The organism is Phycisphaerales bacterium (assembly GCA_020852515.1).
Lineage (GTDB): Bacteria > Planctomycetota > Phycisphaerae > Phycisphaerales > UBA5793 > UBA5793.
Map to the genome: position 1 here is coordinate 37,287 of JADZAS010000005.1, position 22,206 is coordinate 59,492.

The following is a 22,206-nucleotide window of genomic DNA, read 5'->3' on the forward strand; positions in this document are numbered from 1 at the left end:
CAAGGATTGTCGCATGGCAGACGTTCAGATCGATCGCGAAGAGGTCATTCGGCAACTGGGCGATGGCTTGAGCCAGGCGGCGGAAGATTTTGTCCCCTGGTTTTTCCAGCAGATGCCCGAAACCTATTTCCGCAACGTGGATGAAGCGACGCGCATGGAGCACATGCGCGCCGTGCTCGCCCTGCGGGCCTCGGGACAGGAGCCACGCGTCCGCATTCGCAGCAACGACGGCCGTCGCGTTACTTACGTCCTGCCGCGCGACTATCCGGGGCTGCTCGTCGATCTGCTCATGTATGACTTCGGCGACGATCTCATTCGCTCGGCCAAACTCTACTGCTCGCATGACGCCGAACTGGTCATCGATATCTTTGAAGTCGGCCAGAGCCAGCCTTGCGACCTGAACCAGGAGGCCGTGCGCAACACTTTTGAAAAGACCCTCGCGCTGGCCAAACAGCGCGGCGAACCCTGGACCGAACAGTCGCTGCGCGAGCATTTCAAACTGCTCTCCGAAGACAGCGTGCTCAACTGCCCGCCGGCGCGCATCCTCGGCCACGCGCGGCTCTACCAGGAAGTGAGCCATTCCAAGGGCAGCGCCGTCGTCATCGACAACAGCCTCTACCCCGCCCACTCGCGCATCATCCTCGCCGTCGCCAACGTGCCGGCCAAGCGCATGCTCATCCGTGTGGCCAACAGGTTCAAGACGCTGAGCATCAACGTCGATCGCGCCTACGTGGACGCCATCCAGGCCGGCGAAGAAGAGTCGGTCGTGATCATCTCCGCAGTCGTGCAGGGGCCCGACGGCGGACAGATCGACCCCAACTCACTGCTCTGGCAGCGCCTGCACCGCGACCTGCTGCGTCTCAAGTGGCTCGATCGCGAGACGCTCGCGCTGGGCTACGAACACTCCGAAGTGGGCCTGGGCGGCGCCGACATCCTGCACACCTACTGCGATCTCGCCCACCAGTTGCTCGTTAAGACGAATCGCTATTACTACAGCCGGGCCCGCATCCGCGAGATCACCGAGAAGAGCATCGAACTGAGCCTCATGCTCGTGAACCTGTTCCGCGAGCGCTTCGATCCCGACAACGAACTCGACGACGCCGACTACGAATTGCGCGAGCACAAGGTGCGCGAGCACATCAACGCGGCGATCGAGGATGAAGTGACGCGCGAGATCTTCACGACGATCCTCGACGCCATCACCGCCACGCTCAAGACGAACTACTACGTCGTCGGACGCTACGCCCTGGCGCTGCGGCTCTCGCCGGACCTCATGATGCGCGTCGCCCCGCGCAACGAAAGGCCCTTTGGCATCTTCTTCATCCACGGCCGCGACTTCAACGCCTTCCACGTCCGCTTCCGGCAGACGGCCCGCGGCGGCGTCCGCGTCGTCCGCCCCGGCAGCGACGAGCAGTTCATCCGCGAGACCGAGCGCCACTTCGACGAAGTGTTCGAACTGGGCTACGCCCAGCAACTCAAGAACAAGGACATCCCCGAAGGCGGCGCCAAGGCCGTCATCCTCGTCCGCCCCGGTCAGACGATCAACCGCTGCGTGCGCGCCTTCGCCGATGGGCTGCTCGACCTGATCACCGACGACGAGAAGACCCAGTCGCGCATCGTCGATCACCTCGGCGTCAAGGAATGGATCTACCTCGGGCCCGACGAGAACATCACCCCCGGCCACATCAACTGGATCGTCGAGCGGGCCGCGGCGCGGGGCTACCGCTTCCCCAACGCGCTGATGAGCTCCAAGCCCGGGGCGGGAATCAATCACAAGGAATACGGCGTCACGAGCGAAGGCGTCAACGTCTTCCTCGAAGTCGCCCTCAAGTCCAACGGCATCGACCCGCGCAAGCAGCCTTTTACGCTCAAAATCACCGGCGGGCCCGACGGCGACGTGGCGGGCAATCTCATCAAGATCGTCATCCGCGACTACGGCAGCAACGTCAGGATCGTCGGCATCGCCGACGGCTTCGGCTGCGCGGAAGATTTGCAGGGCCTCAACCACCAGGAACTACTCCGCCTCGTGACCGCGAGCAAGTCGATTGCCGAGTTCGACCGCGGCCGCCTCTCGCCGCAGGGCGCGCTCACCCTCGTGTCCGACCCCGACGGCTCGCGCATCCGCAACGAGATGCACAACCGCGTGATCGCCGACGCGTTCGTGCCGGCCGGCGGGCGGCCAGAAACGATCAACGTCGCCAACTGGAAGAAGTTCCTCACCGCGGACGGCAAGCCCAGCAGCCCGATCATTGTCGAAGGCGCCAATCTTTTCATCACCGGCGAGGCCCGAAGGCTGCTGTTCGATACCGGCGTGATCATCGTCAAGGACTCATCGGCCAACAAGTGCGGCGTGATCTGCTCGAGTTACGAGATCATGGCCAGCCTCATGATCAGCCAGGCCGAGTTCCTTGAGATCAAGTCTCAGTACGTCCATGAGGTGCTCCAGCGATTGCGCGAGGTGGCCGGGCTCGAGGCGCGGCTGCTCTTCGAAGAGCGAAAGCGCCGGCCCACCACACCGCTGGTCGATCTGAGCATCCTGCTCAGCCGCGAGATCCGCCGCGTCAACGACGCGCTCACTGCCGACTACGAGCGCGTCGCCGAGAATCATCCCGATCTGGTTGAGCAGTGCATTACCGAACACATCCCGCCGTCGCTGCTGGCCAAGGCGGGCGACCGCGTGTGGACGGTGCTGCCCAAGTCTTACCGGCAGGAGATCGTCTGCGCCACCCTCGCTTCGCGCCTCATCTACCGCGAGGGTTTTGATTACTTCCGCGACACGCCCGACAGCCACCTCGTCGATCTCACGCTTGCGTACTTCCGGCGCGACCGGCACAACCGCGAACTCGTTGAGGAGATCAAGGCGTCCAGCCTCAAGCACGCGGCGGAGATCGCGGAACTGCTTCGCATCGGCGGCACGCGGGCGGGCCTGCACGTCGCGCCCAAGATCTGACCACCTGAGCGGCTGACCCGGGCCGCGGGCGGATGCTGCCATGCACGACTCGAGCGTCTGGCGCCTGTGCATCGATACCGGCGGCACGTTCACCGATTGCCTCGCGCTTGATCCGCAGGGTCGGGAGCATCGAGCCAAGGTGCTCAGCACCGGCGCCCTGCGCGCGACCATCGTCGAATCGATCGGCACGAATCAAGTCCGGCTCCGGCTGCCGGTCGACGCGCCCGATGACTTCTTCGTTGGCGCGATGCTGCGCCGCATCGCCGACTCGCCCCGGGCGGCGCGCATCGGCTCGTTTGACGCCCGGCGCAACGTCGTCACGACCGACTCCGCCGCGCCAATGCCGACGGGTCTGTGCGAGATCGAAACGGGCCTGGAAGCGCCGGTGCTCGCGGCGCACCTCGTGACGAGAACGCCGCTGAACGGTTTGCTGCCGCCCATGCAACTGCGTCTCGCGACGACGCGCGGCACCAACGCACTGCTCGAGCGGCGCGGCGGCCCCACCGCCCTGCTCATCACCGCCGGCTTTGCCGATCTCATTCGCATCGGCACGCAGCAGCGTCCTGATCTGTTCGCCATCGACATTCTCAAGCCGCAGCCGCTGCACGACGCCGTCGTCGAAGTGCGCGAGCAGATCGACGCCGGCGGCCTCGTGCTGGCGCCGGTCGATCTCGATCACCTGCGCGATGAAGCCGCCCGACTCGCGGCGCGGGGCATCTCAGCGGCGGCGGTGGCGCTCAAGAACGCATGGCTTAATGACGAACACGAGCGGACCGTCGAAGCTGTGCTCCGGGAGGCGGGATTTGAATCTGTTACCCGATCATCCGCGGCCGCTCCGCTGATGCGCCTGCTGCCGCGCGCTGAAACGGCGCTGGTGGACGCGTATCTTGCGCCGATCATTCGCGGCTACATCGGGCGCATCGGCGAGCGCATCGAGGCGGACTCGATCAAGGTCATGACCAGCGCCGGCGGACTGGCGGCGGCGAAGCACTACCGCCCGTGCGACAGCCTGCTCAGCGGACCGGCCGGCGGCATTGCCGGCGCCGCAGCCGTGGCCCGCGCCACGGGCGAGCAGCACGTCATCTCGTTCGACATGGGCGGCACGAGTACGGACGTGGCGCGCTGGGCGGGCGAATTCGAATACGACTTCGAGCACCACGTGGGCGATGCGCGGCTGCTCGCCCCGGCGCTCTCTATTGAAAGCGTCGCCGCCGGTGGCGGGAGCGTGTGCTGGTTCGACGGCCACCGCCTGCGCGTCGGCCCGCACAGCGCCGGCGCCGCGCCGGGACCGGCCTGCTACGGCTGCGGCGGCCCGCTCACCATTACCGACGTCAACCTGCTGCTGGGGCGCGTGGATGAGCGGCGTTTCCAGACGCCGCTTGATCATGCCGCAGCCGTTCTCCGCTGCGAGCAGCTGCTCACCGAGGTTCGGCGCGGCGCCGGCGAGGCGATCGATGAAACGACCCTGCTCACCGGCCTGCTCGCCATCGCCAACGCGCACATGGCCGACGCCATCGCGCGCATCAGCCTGCGGCGCGGCCTCGATCCTGCCGAGCACACGCTCATCGCCTTCGGCGGCGCCGGAGGCCAGCACGCCTGCGCCATAGCGGATCGGCTCGGCATGAACCGCGTCATCGCACCCGCCGACGCCGGGCTGCTCAGTGCCGCGGGCCTCTTCGATGCGCGCGTGGAGCGCTTTGCGCAGCGCCAGGTGCTGCGCCCGCTCGATGACGTTTCGCCCCACGATCTGGCCGCGATGCTCGCCGACCTCGACCGCGAGGCGATCGAACTCGTGGAGCGCGATTGCACCGCCGATGAGCCAGTCGAGATCCGCCGCCGCCTTGCGGAGATGCGCGTACTCGGCCAGGACTCGACACTGACGGTCGAGATCACCGATCTGCCTGCGCTCGGCTCCGGCTTCGCTCGCGAGCACCAGCGCATTTTCGGCTATGGACCTCCGGGCCGCATTGAGCTCGAATCGCTTCGCGTCATTGCTTCAACTCCTGCGCCGCAGCGGCGCGCGACGCCGCACACGCACCGGCACGACCCGCCGCCCGCAACGCGCGCCATCCACATGCGGTTCGACGCCGCAGACACGAGCGTTCCGATCATCGACCGCGAAGCGTTCGTGTCCTCTTCTCCGGTCCCCGGCCCGGCTTTGCTTGTCGATGATCACAGCACCACGCTGGTGGAACCAGGCTGGACCTGCCGACGGGCCCTCGGCGGGCACATCATCATCGAGCGATCTGTCGCGGCCACGCAGCAGCGGCCGGCCGAGCAAGCCCCGACAGGCGACGCGATTAACCCCATCCGCCTCGAGCTGTTCACGAACCGGTTCCGCGGGATCGTTCAGGACATGGGCGAACTGCTCCGCCGCACCGCTCAATCGACGAACGTCAAGGAGCGTCTGGACTTCTCGTGCGCCCTGCTCGACGCCGAGGCGCGGCTGGTCGCCAACGCCCCACACATCCCCGTGCACCTGGGCGCGATGGGCTGCTGCGTCCGCGCCGTGCGCGATGCGATCGCGCTCAAGCCTGGCGATGTGGCCATCACCAATCACCCGGCATTCGGCGGCTCGCATCTGCCTGACATCACGCTCATCACGCCGGTCTTCGATGGCGATGCGCTGCTCGGCTACGTCGCCAACCGCGCCCATCACGCCGAGATCGGCGGCACGCGGCCGGGCTCGATGCCGCCCGCGGCGCGCACCCTGGCCGAAGAAGGCGTGGTGATCCCACCCATGCTCCTGGCGCGCGGCGGCGTGGTGGACTGGCCTGCAATTCGCGCGCTGCTCGAAGATTCGCCTCATCCTTCGCGCCAGGTGGAGATGAACCTCGCCGACCTCGCCGCAGCCCTCGCCGCCAACCGCCACGGCGCCGAGATGCTCCGCCAACTCGCCCGGACGCACGGCCCCGATGTCGTGGCTGCGTTCATGGCGGCACTGCGATCGCAGGCCGCCGACACGACGCGCCAGGCTCTGGCGCATCTGGGCGATCGCGTCTTCCATGCCGCCGAGCAACTTGACGACGGCTCGGCGCTGGAAGTCAGCATCACCACTCGTGGCGGGCGCGCGGTCATCGATTTCACCGGCTCGTGCCCTACGCACGCCGGTAACCTGAATGCGACTCCCGCCATCGTCCACAGCGCCGTCATGTATGTCCTGCGCCTGCTCGTGGGCCGACCGCTGCCGCTCAACGAGGGTCTGCTCGAATCGGTCAGCATGATTCTGCCCGAGGACACGATTCTCAACCCGCGCTTCAGCGCCGATCCGGCGCGCTGCCCGGCAGTGGTCGGCGGCAATACCGAAACGAGTCAGCGCCTTGTGGACACGCTCATCAAGGCGCTGGGCCTGGCCGCATGTTCGCAGGGCACGATGAACAACGTCCTCTTCGGGAACGAGCGATTCGGCTACTACGAGACCATTTGCGGCGGCGCCGGGGCGAGCGAGCAGCGCGAAGGCGCTGACGCCGTCCACACGCATATGACCAACACGCGCATCACCGACGTCGAAGTTCTCGAACATCGCTACCCGGTGCGCGTGCGCCAGTTCGCGATTCGGCGCGCCTCCGGCGGGCTCGGCCGCCATCGCGGCGGCGACGGCGTGGTGCGCGAGATCGAGTTCCTCGAACCCGTGGCGCTCTCGGTGCTCACGCAGCATCGCACCGTCCCGCCGTTCGGCTGCGCCGGGGGTGAAAGCGGCGCGTGCGGCAGGCAAAGCCTCATTCGCACCGACTCCGCGGTCGTCGAACTGGCTTCGATCGACGGCTGCGACGCAAAGCCCGGCGACCGCCTCATCATCGAGACGCCCGGCGGGGGCGGGTGGGGCAAGGTCACGTGAGCGCAGCGAACCGGACCTACCATTGGACCCATGCCCCGCCGCCGAACATCGCCATATGCTGACAAGTCGCGCGGCGTGCGCATTCAGAAGGTCCTCGCCGAGGCAGGCATCGACTCGCGCCGCCACTGCGAGCAACTCATCGAGGAGCGCCGCGTCAGCGTGAACGGCACCTTCATCGAGTCGCTGCCCGCTTGGGTCGATCCCGTGAACGACCGGATCGAGGTGGACGGCCATCCGGTGCGCCGCCGGCGCCCGGACCATCCCGCCGATCACTACTACGTGATGCTCAACAAGCCCACCAACGTGGTCTCGACCAACAGCGATCCGTACGGCCGGCGCCGGGCAATCGATCTCGTGCCCCTGCCGGGCAAGCCCCGCCTCTTTTGCGTCGGGCGGCTCGACGCCGACGCGACCGGCCTGCTGCTGCTGACCAACGACGGCGCACTGGCCAATCGCCTCACGCATCCGCGCTACGAGGTGCACAAGACGTATGAAGTCGTAGTCAAGGGCAGTCTCGATGGCGAGGGCGTTGCGGCCCTGCAGCGCGGCATTGTGCTGCACGACCGCCGCCGCAACAAGGTCGAACGCACCGAGCCCGTCCGCCTCAAACTGCTCAAGCGCGACCGCGATCGCACGCATCTCACCATGGAGCTGCGCGAAGGGCGTAATCGCCAGATTCGCGACATGATGGCGGCGCTCGATCACCCGGTGCGCAAAGTCCGGTGCATCGCGGTGGGCCCGCTCAAACTCAGCGGCGTGGCCCTCGGACAGTGGCGCATGCTACGCGCCGCAGAGGTGAGCGCGCTGCGAAAGGCCGCCGGCCTGGGCAAGCCGGTGCGGCCTAAGTCAAAGCGGACTTCGGGCAGGCGGGCGCGGAGCGGGCAATGACCTCGCCCGTCGAGCGGCTGTAGCGCAGGCCGAGTTCCAGTGGGAAGCGCTTCAACCCTTCAGCCCGCAAACGCGGCGCATGATCCCTCTCATAGGACTCAAACGCAGCGCGAGTGCGGAAGCGGTACTGCACCTGGTACGCGATCGATGCCGCGTCAACGCGGATGACTTCGGCCGACTCGGCGCCCGCGCGGCAGACATCCGCGAGATGCTCGCGCTCGAGCCACTCCACCCACTGCCGGGCCACCTCAACGGAATCGAATTCGCATGCGACGGTGTAGAGCAGCACGTCGCCCCCTCGGTGCAATCTCACGCCGGGTAGGTCGGCTTCTGCTGCCAGTCGAGTTCGTACGAGCCGGGAATACCGTGGTACTCGCGCGGGAAGACGTAGTCTTTGCGGAGCGGATGGCCGACCCAGTCTTCGGGCAGCAGGATGCGCCGAAGGTCGGGGTGCCCCGGAAAGTCGATGCCGAACATGTCGAATATCTCGCGCTCGTGCCAGTCCGCGGCGGGCCAGACGTCCGAAACGCTCGCGATCGACGGCGCGTTGCGGTCGGTGTACACCTTCACCGCGAATTCGTGTTTGTGCGTCATCGAGCGCAGGTCGTAGACGGCGCAGAGCTTGTCATCACCCACGTAGTCCACACCCGAAATGCACAGGAGGAAATCGAAATCGAGGTCCGGATCGCGGGCGAGGAACTCGGCGATTTCTCGCCAGTTGGCAGCCTCGACGTGAATGCGCGGATGCTTGTCCTCCGGCAGCGATGCCGTGATACGACCGGGAAACTTCTGCTCGAGGGCGGCGGCGATCTGCGTGGGATTCATAGTCGGTAATTGTAGCAATCCGCCGCCGATGGTCATGGACGCGCTTCGGGCGCGGCATCCGCATCGTGGTCGGCGATTACACCCCCCGTTGCCAGATCCGCCGTCTCGCGGGTCGCCGGAGGGATCCAACTCAGCATCGACGGTCCGATGACCTGCCATGCAAATCGCTGACCGAGCACCTGCATGTGATCGCCGCTGTTTCGAAACGCCAGCCAGGCGGGGTCGTAGCCCCACTGCTCGAAGCGAGGATGCTCGTAGACAAAGCCCACGCGGCCGCCTGCATCGCCAAAGTACCGATCGGAAGTGCCAAAGAGCGAGGTGCCCGCGCCCAGCAGCAGGCCGTCGTGCGGCGAACTGAACGCCACGACGCGCGGCACGCGCTCCAGCGCGGGCCCGAAGTCGTAGTCGGGCGAGAGCGCCGGCGCCAGCAGCCACACCTGCTCGACCGCATCGGAGCCGACGTCAAGCAACTCGGCAGCGCGGATCGCAATCTTGGCGCCGCCGCTGTGCCCGGTCAGGATGACGCGGGCTTCGGGCGACGTCGCCTTGAATCCGCGAACGCGATCCGCCAGCCGCCGCGCCTGCGCCTCGTGCAGCGACACGTCGGTGAGGTTGCGCCCCGGCGCCATCGTCGCCCAGTTCACGAAGCGCACTTCCTGCACGCCCGCCCGCAGCAGGCCCGCTGCGAAGTAGTGGTCGTGTGGCACTTCGCCGGCAATGCCCGGTGCATGAAAAACATACACGCCGTCGTGGCGGATGAAGCCTTCACGGTCCGTCCACGCGATGCCGCACCCGCTCGCGCCCAGCATGAGCGTCGCGAGGAGCATCGCCGGCACAAGCCGCGTTCTTGCTGTTCGCCTCATCTGACCCCCTGCCGGTCAGTCGAACTCATCGCCGCGGAACATCGACCCTAGGTAGGACTGGCGCACGATCTCATCGCGAATCAGGTCCTTCGGAGGACCTTCGGCCAGAATCCGACCGTCGTTGAGGATGTAGGCCCGGTCGCACACGCGAAGGGTCTGCAGGACGTTATGGTCGGTGATGAGCATGGCAATGCCGCGCTGCTCGCGAAGTCGCAGAATCTCGCGCTGCAGGTCCTCCACGGCGAGCGGATCGACCCCCGAGAACGGTTCGTCGAGCAGGATGAGATCGGGGTTTTTGATCAGGCAGCGGGCGATCTCCAGTTTGCGCCGCTCGCCGCCCGACAAGGTTCTGGAAGACTGGTGGCGGTTCTTGGTCAGGCCGAATTGCGCGAGAAGATCATTAAGCCGGGCGGTGCGCTCCTGCCGGCCCAGCGGCTGGAGTTCGAGAAACGCCATGAGATTCTGCTCCACCGTCGCGCGGCGGAGGATGCTCGGCTCCTGGCTGAGATAGCCCATCCCGCGATTGGCCCGGCGGAACATCGGCTCGCGCGTCACGTCATGCCCGTCGAAGACCACCTGCCCGCCATCGGGCGTCGTCATGCCGATGCTCATGCGGAAACTCGTCGTCTTGCCCGCCCCATTGCGGCCGAGCAGCCCCACGATCTCAGCGCGGTCCACGTGGAATGACACGCCGTCCACGACGGCCCGCTGGCCGTAGGTCTTGACGAGGTTGCTGACCTGGAGCAGTTGCATCAGGTCCGGATCGTAGGCGTTTGGGTTTGCAGCGGTGAGTGCCGCGACGTCGGCTTCACGGTCCGAGCGCCTCGCGCAACTGTCGCACAGCCTCGCACGGGTCGTCGCTGGCGCACACGCACGAACTCACCGCCACGCCTCGCCCCCCAACTGCGGCGAGTTGGCGCACGTTGGCGCTGGTGATGCCGCCGATGGCCAGGTGCGGCAGCGGAACGCGCTCGATGTACTGGCGGAGGTATTCGGGGCCGGCCAGGTGCGGTTTGTCCTTGGTCGTCGTATGGAACATGGGGCCCACGCCGCAGTAATCGGCGCCCGCCTTCGCCGCCGCTTCCGCCTGCGCCAGGTTGCTCGTCGAAACGCCGACGATGAGTTGCCGCCCCGCCAGCCGCCGCACGTGTCCCACCGGTAGATCGGTCTGCCCGAGGTGCACGCCCGTGGCGCCGACGAGCAGCGCCACGTCGGCGCGATCGTTGATGATGCTTGCAATGCCCGCGGCGCGGCAACGATCGACGACGACGGTGGCGCGACCGAGCAACTTGCCGTCCTCTAGGTTCTTCTCGCGCAACTGGATGCAGTCTGCTCCGCCGCCGATCGCCGCTTCGAGCACCTCGATCCATGGCAGCGTGCACAGCGACTCGGTGATCAGCACGCACAACCGCCACTGCGGGCAGGTCGCCGTGCCGAGGCGAAGCTGCAGCCGCTGCTCCGCTTCGTAGGCGCGGTAGCGCTGTGCTTCGATCGAAGCGGCCGCCGTGGCGTCGATCGCCTTGAGGTACTCCTCAAGACTGCGCAGCGCCTCGCTCAGTCGCTTGCCCGCCGCGATCACGATCGCCGCGACGCTCTCGCGCCGGCCCTCGCTTTCTGTCTTGATCGTGCGGCCGACGTCGCCGGGCGAATCGCGGTTCGCCTCCAGCCAGCCCGGCGGCAGGCGATCCAGAGCCAAGCGCAGCTCATGGCGGATGGACTTGAGTTGCGCCGCCAGATCGCGGTCGTCGGCGATGAACCGCGCGTAATCCTCCATGATGCGCAGCGCCTCGCGGGCGCGGTTCGCGTTGGCATCGAGGATGCGGGCGGGTGAGCGACTCACGGGCAATGCTATGCGGATGCGGGCGAATCTAGAACGGCCGGCGCGTCGGGTTCACCACGAGGTTGTCGCGGCCGGGAATGAGCAGGTCCGCGATCTCCACCGCTTCCGCAAACGACTCTCGCGCCTGCTCAAGGTTGAAGCAGTCGGCCAGCACCTGCCCCTTCTCGAGGTGCTCGATGGTCGCGATCGCGTCGCCGCAGATCAGCAGCGTGTAGCGCGGCAGCGCCAGCAGCAGCCCGGCGCTGCCAGGCGTGCGCCCGGGCAGCGGGAAGAGATCGACCCGATCCGCGAGGTGATCCGGAGCCGGTTCGAAGCGGCGCAGCAGCGCGATCTCATCGCGCACAATCTCCGCCATGTCCGGTTCACCCTCATCGCGGTTTTGCTCGAACTGCGCCACGAGCGCCTGCCCCACCGCCTCGCGCTCGGCGGCGGCGATCCACCACGTCGCGTGATCGAAGAGGCGCAGGCCGCGTCGGAGATCCGGTCGAAACGAAGTGAGAAAGACATGGGTGATCTGCGCGGCGCTCAGCCCGGATCGCTCGCGCAGGCGGGCCTCGAGAATTTCGCCCGGCAGCGATGGATCGACAATGATCGACCGATCGCCGCCGCGCAGCAGCGTCGTCGTCGCGTGTGGCGTGCGCACTTCGCCGCGCTCGCCCCAGAGCGGGTGCGCGGCCAGAGTTCCGATGCTGATGATGCGGTAATCCACTGGTGCTCCTTGCGTGGAGTTCATTACCGGCGCCGCGCCAGCAGCCAGTCCAGCACTTCAGGCAGAATCGGTCCGATCATCAGTACATGGCCGTAGTGCTCCATCCGGCGATACTCGACGTCCATGCCGCCGCGCTTCGCCTCGGCGACCACCGCCTCCACGCGCGAGGGCGCAATGATGGAGTCGAGCTGGGCGGCGACGGCCAGCGTCGGCGGAATCGTCGAGCCGCGCGAGTAGCTCGCTCCCGCCAGCCAGCACGCCGCGGCGATGCGATCGTGCCGCGCCGCCGAGATTCCACCCGTCATCATGGCGCCCATCGAATGGCCCAGCACGTAGATGCGATTCTCGTCGATGTCGTAGAGCGATTGCATCAGCGCGACGATCGAATCGAACGCGAGGCCGACATCCATCAGCGGCGACGCCTGCGGACTCACGACCGCAAAGCCCTTTTTGTCGGCGAGGCGCTTGATGATGCCGTCGCCGCCCGCCTCCATGAAGAAGTTCTCGTCGCCTCCCGCGCCGTGCAGCGCAATGACCAGCGGCATCGGCCCTTGCCGATCCACCTCGGCGGGTACGTAGATGCGGGCCGGCAGGTACAGTTCTTCCCCGAGCGGCACACCGTGCCACGTGTCGCCGCTGCGACCGGAGTATGGGTCGATTCCGGCCTCAATCATCGTGCATTCGCGATCGAGCGAACCGATCAGTTCGGAGTAATCGATGAGCAGGCCGGTTGTGTCGGCGCGCGAATCAGGATCTTCAAGCAGCGTCAGGCGCTGACGGAGCAGTGTCTGTGCGAGGAGCTGCTCCTGCGCGGCATCGGCTTTGCCGGCTGCGTCGAGCCGGGCGCCCAGCCGCCGCTGCGCTTCGTCGAGCGCCTCGGGCAGCACCGTCCAGCGACCGATGGGCGCGAAGGTCTGCGGCGGCTGATCAAAGGCAAATCCCCTCAGGCGCATCTCGCCCGAGCGCAGTTTGATTTCGCGCGTGCCGGCCCGCCAGGGTCCATCGAGGTGCGCCGTGACCGCGCCGCTCACGCGGCGCGATGCGTCGATGGACAGCATCAACTGGTTGATCGAACTCGTGGAAGATCCCGTTTCGTCGAACACAATCATCAACCCGGCTTCCTGCGGCGCTTCCACGCCCTCAGGCAGCGGGTAGATCGATGAGACGCGGAACGTGCACTCGCCGTCGAAGTCGCCGCCTTCAGACATCTGCCGCACGCTCGGACGGGCAGGATCGATCTCGAGGTGCAGCGAGCGAGCCAGCGCGAGAAAGGCTGCGTCCGAGGCATCACCCGGCCGCACCGCAAGAGCCGAGTTCAGCAGAAACACGACGCGGCCCAGATCTCCACCGAGGAATGACGCCGCCGCGCGATCGACCTGCAGGTTGAGACGCTCGAGTTCAGCGACATCCTGCAACGTCCACTGTCGCCAGACATCAGAAGCCGGCTGCACACCCTCGGGCGGCTCGGCAAGGCCATCCGCGAGGCGCAGCATGAATTGTGCGTCGAGCCGGTCGTAGGCGTTGATCAGATCGATACGGCTGATCCGCGCCGGATTGACGGGCTCCTGCCGTGCAGGAACCGCAGACGCGAGCACGAGCGTCGCACAGACTGCAGCGAACATCGATCTCACGCGGCTCCGTCGATTCATGCGCTCTCCTTGACCGCGCTCAGTGCCTCGAGCGCCCGCCGGCGTCCGTCTTCATGAGTGACGATCGGGAAAGGATAGGTGCGGCCGAGCGTGATGCCTGCCGCTCGAAGCACGTGCGCTGGTGCATCCCAGGGTCGATGGATGAATTCGTCGGGCAGGCCGCTCAACTCCGGCACCCATTCCCGAACGTACCTTCCCTGTGGGTCGAACTTTTCCCCCTGCGTCATCGGGTTGAAAATGCGAAAGTACGGAGCCGCGTCAGCGCCGCACCCGGCGCACCACTGCCACCCTAGCGTGTTGTTGGCCAGGTCCGCATCCACGAGCGTATCCCAGAACCACCTGGCCCCGTGCCGCCAATCGAGCAGCAGCTGTTTGACCAGCAGCGAAGCCGCCATCATGCGCACCCGGTTGTGCATCCAGCCGATGAACCAGAGCTGGCGCATCCCGGCGTCGACGTACGGGTAGCCGGTCATGCCGCGCTGCCACGCGCTCAAGTCCTTCCTGCTCCGACGCCAAGGAAAGCGGCCATATTGCTCGCGCAGGGGCCGTTCGGGTGTTTGAGGAAAGTGATGCAGCAGGTGATGAGCAAACTCACGCCAGGCAAGTTCTCGCAGATACGACATCGCGCCCTTCGACGGCCCACTCCGGCGGCTCTTGGCTTCGTGTCCGATCACCTCCGCCCACACGCGCCGAGGCGATACTTCACCAAAGTGCAGGTGCGGGCTCAGTCGTGATGTGCCGTCACGGTCGGGGCGATCTCGCTCGCCGTCGTACGCCGCGATCTCTTCCAGGAACCGCTTGATCTGCGCCTTCGCGCCCGCCTCGCCCGGCGTCCACTTCGAAGCGAAGCCTGAAGCCCAGTCAGGCGTCGGCAACAGTTTGAGTTGTTCGAGCTTTACCGACGCGGGCCACTTCCTCGGCGCCGCAAGGTGTCGGGGCGATGCGATCGGTTGGCCGATCTCCGGTCCACCCTGCAGCGCTCTCCAGAACGGCGTAAAGACCTGGTACGGCCCGCCCGTCTTCGTCCTGACCAGCTCGGGGTCGTGCAACAGCGACGAGTTGAATGACTCCCACTTTACACCGCGACCGCTCAGCAGCTTCTCGACTTCTCGCTCGGCCTTGACCGCTGCCGGTTCGTAGCGGCGCGACCAGTAGATTGCAGTAGCGCCGGATTGCGCGATCAGCTTTGGCAGCTCTTCGCGGGCGGGCCCGATTCGAACGATGAGTCGTGAGCCGCACCGTTTCAGTTGGCCATCCAGAGAGACAAGCGAGTGGTGCAGCCACCACCGGCTCGCCGCGCCCATGGGCCAATCTCTCTCGTCGGCAGGCGACCAGATGTACACCGGAACAATCGGCTCGCCGCGATCGACAGCGGCACGCAATGCGGGCTGATCATCGAGCCGCAGATCCTGGCGAAACCAGACGATTGTGGTCATGACGCGATCGAGTCCCGCATCCGATCGAAGTCGGCCCAGTAGCCCGGATAGGTCTTGGCGACGCAGCCGGGATCGGCGATGCACACGCCCGGCCGCACCAGTCCGGCGATTGAGAACGCCATGGCCATGCGGTGATCGTCGTACGTCTCGATCACGATCTCGTCGCGCCGCTGCCGGGCGTCGGCGGCGGGTTCGATCACGAGCAGTTCATCATCTTCGATCTCCACGGCGGCGCCGAGTTTGGCCAGTTCCGCCTGCAGGGCGGCGAGGCGGTCCGTCTCCTTGTGCCGCAGCGTGGACAGGCCCCGCAGCACCGACTCACCTTGGGCGAACGCGGCAACGACGGCGAGTGTCATCGCGGCGTCGGGCATGAGGATGCAGTCGAAATCGATGCCGCGCAGCGGTTCCTTGGCCCCGGAGATCGTGAGAAAGTCGCGGCCGAACGTGAGACTCGCCCCCATCTCGTGCAGCGCATCGGCGAAGCGCACATCCGGCTGCAGCGATCCCTTGCCCAGGCCTTCGATCGTGCACACCGAGCCGGGGCTCAGCGCCGCCGCTGCGAGGAAGTACGTCGCGCTCGACGCATCCGGCTCGATGTTCACGTCCACGCCTTCATACGCACCGGCGGCGACGTCGATGCGATCGAGCGGAGCCGTCGCGTCAATCGTCGCGCCGAATCGGTCCATGCACCCCAGCGTCATGGCGATGTAGCCGGGCGACGTGAGCGACGCAGCCCGGATCGACAGCCCTTCGCGCATGTGCGGTCCGATCATGAGCAGGGCGGAAATGAACTGGCTCGACAGCGTCGGTCCGACCGCGACTGACCCGCCCTGCAGCGCCGCCGGATGAACGCGCAGCGGCAGCGCCGCATCGCCTTCAAGGCAGTCGATCTTCGCACCCAGTGACCGCAGGAGTTCGAGCAATTCACCGACGGGCCGCCGGCGCATCCGGGCGTTGCCGTCGATCACGACCGGCGCATCCGCCAGCGCGCTCGCAGCGGTAAGAAACCGAACGGCCGTACCGGCGTTGTGCAGATCGAGCGCGGCACCGCCGCGCAAGGCGCCGCCGGCGCCGGTCACGTGCAGCGCCTTCCACGACTGCGGCTCATCGCCCTCTTCGATCTCGATGTCAATTCCGAGTTGCCCCAGCGCCGCGACCATGACCTCAGTATCATCGGCCCGCAGCGGCCGGTGCAGCGTCGATCGGCCCTCGGCCAGCGCCGCGAGCAGCAGACAGCGGTTCGTCAGGCTCTTGGAGCCGGGCGGCGTGATGGAGAACCGAAACGGCGCCGAGAGCGGCGCGATCGCTCTCGCATCACCATGTGCCGGAGGCGAAGCCATGAGTGATTCTAAGCCAGGCGGTCCCACCACCGCGCTGCGCCCAGCGCCAAACGCTGCATGAGCGATTGCCGCACGAAGTGGGACACCGCCTCCTGGAGCGCCCGTTGCACGAGCGGCTCCACGTCAATCCCGTGAAGTTCGCCGCCGTCGAATCGGCGCTGCAGGCCATAGGCCGTCTCTTCCAGCGGGTGGGTGTGGTAGCCCTGTCGCAACAGGAGTAAGCCGTACATCGCCAGGAATGCGCGCGGCCCGAGCTGCCGCCACTGGATGACGTGTAGGAGTTCGTGGAAGATGAGCGACTCGTCGCACTCAAGTCCGCGTCGTACGAAAACCAGTTCGCCCAAGGTCAGGCCTGCCGCATCAGGAAACGCCACGGCATCGGCGACGTCAGCCGGCAGTCCCCATTGCTTCAACGGCGGCGGGGGAACCTGCTCGACGGCGACGACGCGCGCCACATCGAGCAACGTCGTGGGAAAGTGCTCGGCCAGACGCCGAAAGCCAAGCGCAACAATCGATCGCGACGCGGATGCGTGCTGGAGACGCAGTCGATTCTGCCATTCATTCGCCCGCGCGAGCAGGGCCGGCAGACGCAGCGCCAGGCCTGCGCCTCTCATTCCTTGCGAAATACGGCGACGACATTCTCGACCGGCACGACGAAGAGGCGGTTGTCGCCTTCGAAGTCCACCGGGATCGCATCCTTCGGGTTGAAGAGCACGCGGTCGTACTGGCGGATCGGGTAATCCTCGTCATGCTCGACCTGCGCGCTGACCGCGACGATGCGGCCGGTCAGCGTCGGGATCTCGATCTTGTCGGGCAGGTGAATACCCGACTTGGTCTGCTTGCGGTCCTCATCCTTGCGAATGAGCACGCGCGCGCCGATGGGCTCGACGATCTCGATCGACTGGCTCGGTGTGGACTGTTTGGATGAATCCGTGCTCACGTTTGGCGGCTTTCCTGCCTGGCGATCACGGCTTGCAGCGCCACTCGCGCCTGCAAGCACGATCGACTCAATGGCAAGTATAGGGACTCCGCATCTGCAAGACTTCCGCGAGCTGCCCCTTGGTTCATCCTCTCGGCGGAGTCGGCGCCATAAAGAACGCCGCGAGAGCAGAGCGCAGCTGCATTTTCAGGACACCAACTTGCGGACACGCCCTGCTTCGATTCGTGCGCAGCGCGTTTGATCCTGCGTTTCAGTCGCAGGCGACATTCAGGGTGGCTTGCCTGCGCGCGCCCGCGCTCAGGCGAAGCTAATCTCCTGTGATGGGCGGCGGCTCTTGCTCGAGCCGGTTGTTCATCATCTTCCCTTTTGAAAGAAGGTGCTCCATGCCGTCTGCTTCCCTGTCCCGTTTGTCAATGCGCGCGGCTGTTGCAGTCGCCGCGACCTTCGCCGGTGCGGTCTTCGGGGACACTATTCGCGTGCCCCAGGATTACCCGGAGATCATTGACGCTATCAATGCAGCGCATCCCAACGACCTCATCCTTGTCGATCCCGGCACATACACGGGATTCGGCTGGGGAAACAAGGTCGTCACAGTGCAATCCACTCAGGGTCCGCTCGTCACGCGCATCGTCGGCGGTGTCTTCTTCGATGCCGCTGCCTATGGCGTCGATCGCCGCCTCGACGGCTTCACCATTACTGGGCGCGCAGACGGCGTCTTTTCGACGCGCGGCGGCGGCGGGCACGTCGTCAACTGCATCTCCGCCAACAATGAGGGCCGCGGAATGGGCGCGTACGAGTCGAACCTCTATATCGAGAACTGTCTGATCGCGCACAACAACCTCTCGTGGGGATTCGGCGGCGGCATCACCAACCAGGGCGGCGCCATCTACGCCACAAACGTCACCGTCGTCGCCAACCTCGGCGTCGACAGCGCCGGCATCTGGGACATGTCGTACTTCGGACAGTCAACCTACACCAACTGCCTCGTCTGGGACAACGGTCCTTATGCCATCGCCGGCACGGCCACGTTCATGTTCTGCAATACCGATCCGCTCCAGGATGGTCTGGGGAACATCAGCGTCGATCCTCGCTTTGTCGATTCCGGCGCGGGCAATTACCGGCTCGCGCCCGGCTCGCCGTGCATCGATGCGGGCAGCACGTTGACGCTTCCTCCCGACATGACGCTCGACCTCGACGGACTGCCTCGTCGCGTCGACGATCCCAACACGATCGACACCGGCGCCGGGCCCCCGCCCATCATCGATATCGGGTGCTACGAGTTCCAGGCCGGAGGCGGATTCGCGTGCAGCATCACGACGTCCTGTCCGAATTCCGGCGCGGCGACGCTGTCCTGGACCGGAAGCACGCCCACAGCCCGGGTCGTGCTGCTCTTCTCACCGCAAGCCGGGCAGTTCACGATTCCTCCGGGCCGCCCCTGCAGCGGCTCCGTGATAGGGCTCGAGCCGCGCGGCCTGGTCGTCCGAACCGGCCCCGCATTCACCTCCGATCTTGAGGGCGCCGGGCAGGTTACGGGATACATGTCAGCAGCCGCCTGCGGCGGCCTGATTCAACTGCTGGACCTCGGCTCGTGCGGGACCAGCGAGGTGGTGCAGGTGCGCTGAGGACCGCGCGTGAGGCAAACCCGTCACTCTTTCCGGGGCCGGCGATCAAGTCCGGCCCCGATTTTTATGCTCAGTGCCACGCGCCGCTCCGCCCTGATGCCGAAACCCGCCCTTGCCTCCTAGCATGCTCGACGGCGCACCATCGAATTCGCGAATCTTCGCCACCGAGGGAACTTTCCGTGGACCAACTTTCCGCCGACTTTCTGAACCGACTCGCCGGACGCGATCCGCAGGCCGCGGAGATCATCACCCGCGAGGCACGCCGGCAGGAGACGACGCTCGAACTCATCGCGTCCGAAAACCATGTCTCGACGATGGTCATGCACACGATGGGCACCTGCCTGACCAACAAGTACGCCGAGGGCTATCCCGGCGCGCGGTACTACGGCGGCTGCGAGTTCCACGACCAGATCGAGAACCTCGCCCGCGAACGCGCCAAAAAGCTCTTCGGCTGCCAGTTCGCCAACGTGCAGCCCCACAGCGGCGCGCAGGCCAACATGGCCGTCTTCATGGCGATGATGGAGGTCGGCGACACGTTCGCGTCACTGGTGCTCAAGGACGGCGGCCACCTCAGCCACGGGATGAAGATCAATTTCTCCGGCCGCTACTTCAAGCCCGTGCACTATCCGCTCGTCTACGACGCGACCAATCCGCGCTTCGAGCACATCGACTACGAAGCCATGCGCGCCGTGTGCCTCGAGCACAAGCCGAAGATGATCCTGTGCGGCTACTCGGCCTATCCGCGTACGATCGACTTTGCGAAGTTCCGCGCCGTGGCCGATGAATGCGGCGCCATTCTCATGGCCGACATCGCCCACATCGCCGGGTTGTGCGCCACCGGCGCGCACCCTTCGCCCTTCCCGCATGCGCACATCGTGACCACCACCACGCACAAGACCCTCCGCGGGCCGCGCGGCGGACTCATCATGACCAATGACGAAGAGATCGCCAAAAAGATTGACAAGGCGCTCTTCCCGGGCGTGCAGGGCGGGCCGCTCATGCACATCATCGCCGCCAAGGCCGTGGCGTTCGGCGAGGCGTTGCAGCCTTCCTTCAAGACGTATTGCGCGCAGGTTGTGAAGAACGCCAGGGCTCTGGCCGCCGCGCTGGCCGAGCGCAACTACCGCCTCTGCTCGGGCGGCACGGACAACCACCTCATGCTCGTCGATCTGCGCCAGCGCGATGAGAACCTCACCGGCGCCGACGCGGAGAAGTGGCTCGAGTCGGCCGGCATCATCACCAATAAGAACGGCATCCCCAACGACCCGCGGCCGCCGCGCGTGACCAGCGGCCTGCGCCTGGGCAGCCCGGCACTGACGACGCGCGGCCTCAAGGAACGCGAGATGACGCAGGTCGCCGAGTGGATTGACCGCGTCCTGGGCAGCGCCGGCGACGCCGCGACGTGCGAAACGGTCCGCGGCGAGATCGCGGAGTTCTGCAAAGCGTTCCCGCTGGGGCGCGACCACTGATCGCAATGATGAATTCGGAACGGCTCCGCAGCGAGTTCGCCTTCTTCGCCACGGTGTGCGCCGAGTATTGCCCGCTCTACGCGGCTCTCTCAGCCCGGGTCGCCGAGGATGAGACCATCCGCAACATGGCGTGCGGCGGGCATCCGCAGCATCCGCCCGCCAACCTTCTCTTTGGCGCTGTGCACTACCTGCTGCTGGGCGGTCTCGACCATCCGCTGCGCGAGTTCTATCCCACCGTTGGCGGCACGCGGCCGGCCGCGGACGCCTGGCCGGCGTTCCGCGACTTCTGCGGGCAGTTCAGATCCGAGATTTTCCACCTCGTCGCCACTCGACTCGTGCAGACCAACGAAGTCGGCCGCTGCGGCGTGCTGCTGCCGGCTTTCGCCTGCGCCTTTGCCTCATTCAACAAGCCCCTGCACCTCATCGAAGTCGGCGCCTCCAGCGGACTCAACCTCTTCTTCGACCGCTACCGCTACGCGTACAGCAACGGACACCGTGCCGGTCCTGCGTCGGCCGCGCAAGTGATCACTGAACTGCGCGGCGAGGCCGCGGCGCCATTGCCTGCCGCGATGCCGCCGATCGCCGATCGCGTGGGCATCGACCTGGCGCCCGTGGATGTGATGGACGACGATGCGATGCGCTGGCTCGAATCGCTCATCTGGCCGGACATGGTGGATCGCCTCACTCTCTTCCGCGCTGCGCGCGATATCGCGCGTCAGCAGCCGCCGCACATCCTCGCCGGCGACGCGATGGACCTGACGCCCGAAGTCTTCGCCGCGGTGAACGAAGACGCCCTGCCGTGCATCCTTCATTGCCACGCCATCTACCAGATGGACAGCGCGTGGCGTCAGCAGTTCGACGAACTCATCGAAGGCCTCGGCCGGGGGCGCGACCTCGCCCGTATTTCCCTCGAATGGCTCGGCGACGACCCGGGCCCGATGCTGCATCTCACGACGATCCGCAGCGGAAAGCCGCAGCGCACGCTGCTGGCCGAGGCGCACCACCACGGCAAGTGGTTCAAATGGCGGAACGCGCCCTGATCAATCCGCCGCTTTCTGCCACATGCCCATGACGCGGCCGTCGGTGTCTTCGAACAGACACAGCGACCCCACGCCGGGAATATCCATCTGCTCGACGATGATCTTCCCGCCGGCTTCGATGATCTTCTGGCGATAGGTCGCCAGGTCGTCGACGTTCATGTACAGCGCCATGTTGCCGGGCCACGGCCCTTCCTGCGGCTGCATGATGCCGCCGTTGATCCCGCCCTCGCCGCCCGTGTCCACGAAGCGGTAGTTCATCTCCGGCATGTGTTTCACGCTCCAGCCGAAGACTTTCGAATAGAACTCGCCGATCTTCGCCGGGTTCTTCGACCACAGTTCAAAGTGCACGACGGGCTGACCCATATGGAACTCCAGGTGTAGGGTGTTGGTTGACTCTGTCTACATGCAAGTTGGCGCGCCGTTGCAGGCGGCTGTCAAAGGCGCTCGAGCCGTTCAACCGTGCGCTGGCTGCGCACGTTGCCGGTGTTGAGCGTCGAGGCGGGTTCGAAGAGCATGATCCACGCTTCGTCTTTTGCGACGGGCAGGTGCTCCACGCCGCGCGGCACGATAAACATCTCACCTTCGCGCAGTTCGACGTCGCGATCGCACAGCCGGATCGTGAGCGAGCCCCGCACGACGAAGAACAGTTCGTCCTCTTCCTCGTGCGCATGCCAGATGAACTCGCCCTGGACTCTGGCGATCTTGACGAGCTGGCCATTGCACTGCCCGACGATCTTTGGCTGCCACTGGTCGGTGAAGAGCGCGAACTTCTCGACGAGATTGACTTTGTCCATCAG

General features: G+C 66.1%; 19 protein-coding genes. 6 read left to right on the plus strand and 13 right to left on the minus strand.

Annotation, left to right across the window (positions count from 1 at the left end):
* Window positions 1-13 precede the first annotated feature (13 nt).
* From IT430_02980 to IT430_02990, 3 genes are read left to right on the plus strand one after another with little or no spacing between them, the layout of a single operon-like run.
* Window positions 14-2,950 carry an NAD-glutamate dehydrogenase gene (locus IT430_02980; GenBank protein ID MCC6906881.1) on the plus strand — a complete coding sequence of 979 codons (2,937 nt, stop codon included), beginning with the start codon at window positions 14-16 and terminating at the stop codon, window positions 2,948-2,950.
* A gap of 40 nt (window positions 2,951-2,990) precedes the next feature.
* Window positions 2,991-6,788 carry a hydantoinase B/oxoprolinase family protein gene (locus IT430_02985; GenBank protein MCC6906882.1) on the plus strand — a complete coding sequence of 1,266 codons (3,798 nt, stop codon included), beginning with the start codon at window positions 2,991-2,993 and terminating at the stop codon, window positions 6,786-6,788.
* Window positions 6,789-6,818: 30 nt separating this feature from the next.
* Window positions 6,819-7,676, plus strand: coding sequence for an rRNA pseudouridine synthase (locus IT430_02990; protein ID MCC6906883.1), 858 nt, complete (start codon window positions 6,819-6,821; stop codon window positions 7,674-7,676).
* Here the strand turns inward: IT430_02990 and IT430_02995 are convergent.
* The 11 genes from IT430_02995 to IT430_03045 are packed head-to-tail and all read right to left on the minus strand — an operon-like array spanning window position 7,630 to window position 17,236.
* Entirely contained in the window at window positions 7,630-7,989 is a 360-nt protein-coding gene (locus IT430_02995) for a DUF4286 family protein (GenBank protein ID MCC6906884.1), read from the minus strand. The genes IT430_02990 and IT430_02995 overlap by 47 nt on opposite strands.
* On the minus strand, window positions 7,986-8,501 hold the full coding sequence (locus IT430_03000) for an NADH-quinone oxidoreductase subunit C (protein ID MCC6906885.1): 516 nt from the start codon (window positions 8,499-8,501) through the stop codon (window positions 7,986-7,988). The genes IT430_02995 and IT430_03000 overlap by 4 nt, the downstream gene beginning before the upstream one ends.
* A 32-nt stretch (window positions 8,502-8,533) precedes the next feature.
* On the minus strand, window positions 8,534-9,364 hold the full coding sequence (locus IT430_03005; GenBank protein MCC6906886.1) for a hypothetical protein: 831 nt from the start codon (window positions 9,362-9,364) through the stop codon (window positions 8,534-8,536).
* A 15-nt stretch (window positions 9,365-9,379) separates the two neighbouring features.
* Window positions 9,380-10,117 (minus strand): LPS export ABC transporter ATP-binding protein, encoded by a 738-nt coding sequence (gene lptB / locus IT430_03010; GenBank protein MCC6906887.1) that lies wholly within the window; start codon window positions 10,115-10,117, stop codon window positions 9,380-9,382.
* A 55-nt stretch (window positions 10,118-10,172) separates the two neighbouring features.
* Window positions 10,173-11,204: a thiamine phosphate synthase gene (thiE, locus tag IT430_03015; GenBank protein MCC6906888.1), complete on the minus strand. Its 1,032-nt coding sequence runs from the start codon at window positions 11,202-11,204 to the stop codon at window positions 10,173-10,175.
* 28 nt (window positions 11,205-11,232) lie between these two features.
* A complete protein-coding gene (locus tag IT430_03020; GenBank protein MCC6906889.1) occupies window positions 11,233-11,937 on the minus strand; it encodes an MBL fold metallo-hydrolase in 705 nt (234 codons plus the stop codon).
* Window positions 11,937-13,562, minus strand: a complete 1,626-nt coding sequence (locus IT430_03025; GenBank protein MCC6906890.1) for a hypothetical protein — start codon at window positions 13,560-13,562, stop codon at window positions 11,937-11,939. The genes IT430_03020 and IT430_03025 overlap by 1 nt, the downstream gene beginning before the upstream one ends.
* Window positions 13,559-14,998, minus strand: a complete 1,440-nt coding sequence (locus IT430_03030) for a deoxyribodipyrimidine photo-lyase (protein ID MCC6906891.1) — start codon at window positions 14,996-14,998, stop codon at window positions 13,559-13,561. Before IT430_03030 ends, IT430_03025 begins: the two co-directional genes overlap by 4 nt.
* Window positions 14,995-16,338 carry a 3-phosphoshikimate 1-carboxyvinyltransferase gene (gene aroA, locus IT430_03035; GenBank protein ID MCC6906892.1) on the minus strand — a complete coding sequence of 448 codons (1,344 nt, stop codon included), beginning with the start codon at window positions 16,336-16,338 and terminating at the stop codon, window positions 14,995-14,997. Before aroA ends, IT430_03030 begins: the two co-directional genes overlap by 4 nt.
* Before the next feature lie 8 nt (window positions 16,339-16,346).
* Entirely contained in the window at window positions 16,347-16,952 is a 606-nt protein-coding gene (locus IT430_03040; protein ID MCC6906893.1) for a hypothetical protein, read from the minus strand.
* Window positions 16,949-17,236, minus strand: a complete 288-nt coding sequence (locus IT430_03045; GenBank protein ID MCC6906894.1) for a co-chaperone GroES — start codon at window positions 17,234-17,236, stop codon at window positions 16,949-16,951. Before IT430_03045 ends, IT430_03040 begins: the two co-directional genes overlap by 4 nt.
* A 425-nt stretch (window positions 17,237-17,661) precedes the next feature.
* Between IT430_03045 and IT430_03050 the strand changes: the two genes are divergently transcribed.
* The 3 genes from IT430_03050 (at window position 17,662) to IT430_03060 (ending at window position 21,409) form a co-directional block, all read left to right on the plus strand.
* Window positions 17,662-18,900, plus strand: a complete 1,239-nt coding sequence (locus IT430_03050; GenBank protein ID MCC6906895.1) for a hypothetical protein — start codon at window positions 17,662-17,664, stop codon at window positions 18,898-18,900.
* Window positions 18,901-19,103: 203 nt separating this feature from the next.
* A complete protein-coding gene (locus IT430_03055) occupies window positions 19,104-20,369 on the plus strand; it encodes a serine hydroxymethyltransferase (GenBank protein MCC6906896.1) in 1,266 nt (421 codons plus the stop codon).
* An 8-nt stretch (window positions 20,370-20,377) separates the two neighbouring features.
* On the plus strand, window positions 20,378-21,409 hold the full coding sequence (locus tag IT430_03060; GenBank protein MCC6906897.1) for a DUF2332 domain-containing protein: 1,032 nt from the start codon (window positions 20,378-20,380) through the stop codon (window positions 21,407-21,409).
* Here IT430_03060 and IT430_03065 read toward each other — a convergent pair whose 3' ends face one another.
* Window positions 21,410-21,772 carry a hypothetical protein gene (locus IT430_03065; GenBank protein MCC6906898.1) on the minus strand — a complete coding sequence of 121 codons (363 nt, stop codon included), beginning with the start codon at window positions 21,770-21,772 and terminating at the stop codon, window positions 21,410-21,412. It abuts the gene before it with no gap.
* 71 nt (window positions 21,773-21,843) lie between these two features.
* Window positions 21,844-22,203 carry a cupin domain-containing protein gene (locus IT430_03070; protein ID MCC6906899.1) on the minus strand — a complete coding sequence of 120 codons (360 nt, stop codon included), beginning with the start codon at window positions 22,201-22,203 and terminating at the stop codon, window positions 21,844-21,846.
* Window positions 22,204-22,206 lie beyond the last annotated feature (3 nt).

Coding starts and splice junctions, on each gene's coding strand:
- lptB (MCC6906887.1), bottom strand. CDS start 10,117: ATGCAACTGCTCCAGGTCAGCAACCTCGTCAAGACCTACGGCCAGCGG.
- IT430_03005 (MCC6906886.1), bottom strand. CDS start 9,364: ATGAGGCGAACAGCAAGAACGCGGCTTGTGCCGGCGATGCTCCTCGCG.
- aroA (MCC6906892.1), bottom strand. CDS start 16,338: ATGGCTTCGCCTCCGGCACATGGTGATGCGAGAGCGATCGCGCCGCTC.
- IT430_03060 (MCC6906897.1), top strand. CDS start 20,378: ATGAATTCGGAACGGCTCCGCAGCGAGTTCGCCTTCTTCGCCACGGTG.
- IT430_03040 (MCC6906893.1), bottom strand. CDS start 16,952: ATGAGAGGCGCAGGCCTGGCGCTGCGTCTGCCGGCCCTGCTCGCGCGG.
- IT430_02985 (MCC6906882.1), top strand. CDS start 2,991: ATGCACGACTCGAGCGTCTGGCGCCTGTGCATCGATACCGGCGGCACG.
- IT430_02980 (MCC6906881.1), top strand. CDS start 14: ATGGCAGACGTTCAGATCGATCGCGAAGAGGTCATTCGGCAACTGGGC.
- IT430_02990 (MCC6906883.1), top strand. CDS start 6,819: ATGCCCCGCCGCCGAACATCGCCATATGCTGACAAGTCGCGCGGCGTG.
- IT430_03065 (MCC6906898.1), bottom strand. CDS start 21,772: ATGGGTCAGCCCGTCGTGCACTTTGAACTGTGGTCGAAGAACCCGGCG.
- IT430_03030 (MCC6906891.1), bottom strand. CDS start 14,998: ATGACCACAATCGTCTGGTTTCGCCAGGATCTGCGGCTCGATGATCAG.
- IT430_03070 (MCC6906899.1), bottom strand. CDS start 22,203: ATGGACAAAGTCAATCTCGTCGAGAAGTTCGCGCTCTTCACCGACCAG.
- IT430_03000 (MCC6906885.1), bottom strand. CDS start 8,501: ATGAATCCCACGCAGATCGCCGCCGCCCTCGAGCAGAAGTTTCCCGGT.
- IT430_03050 (MCC6906895.1), top strand. CDS start 17,662: ATGCCGTCTGCTTCCCTGTCCCGTTTGTCAATGCGCGCGGCTGTTGCA.
- IT430_03025 (MCC6906890.1), bottom strand. CDS start 13,562: ATGAATCGACGGAGCCGCGTGAGATCGATGTTCGCTGCAGTCTGTGCG.
- IT430_03020 (MCC6906889.1), bottom strand. CDS start 11,937: ATGAACTCCACGCAAGGAGCACCAGTGGATTACCGCATCATCAGCATC.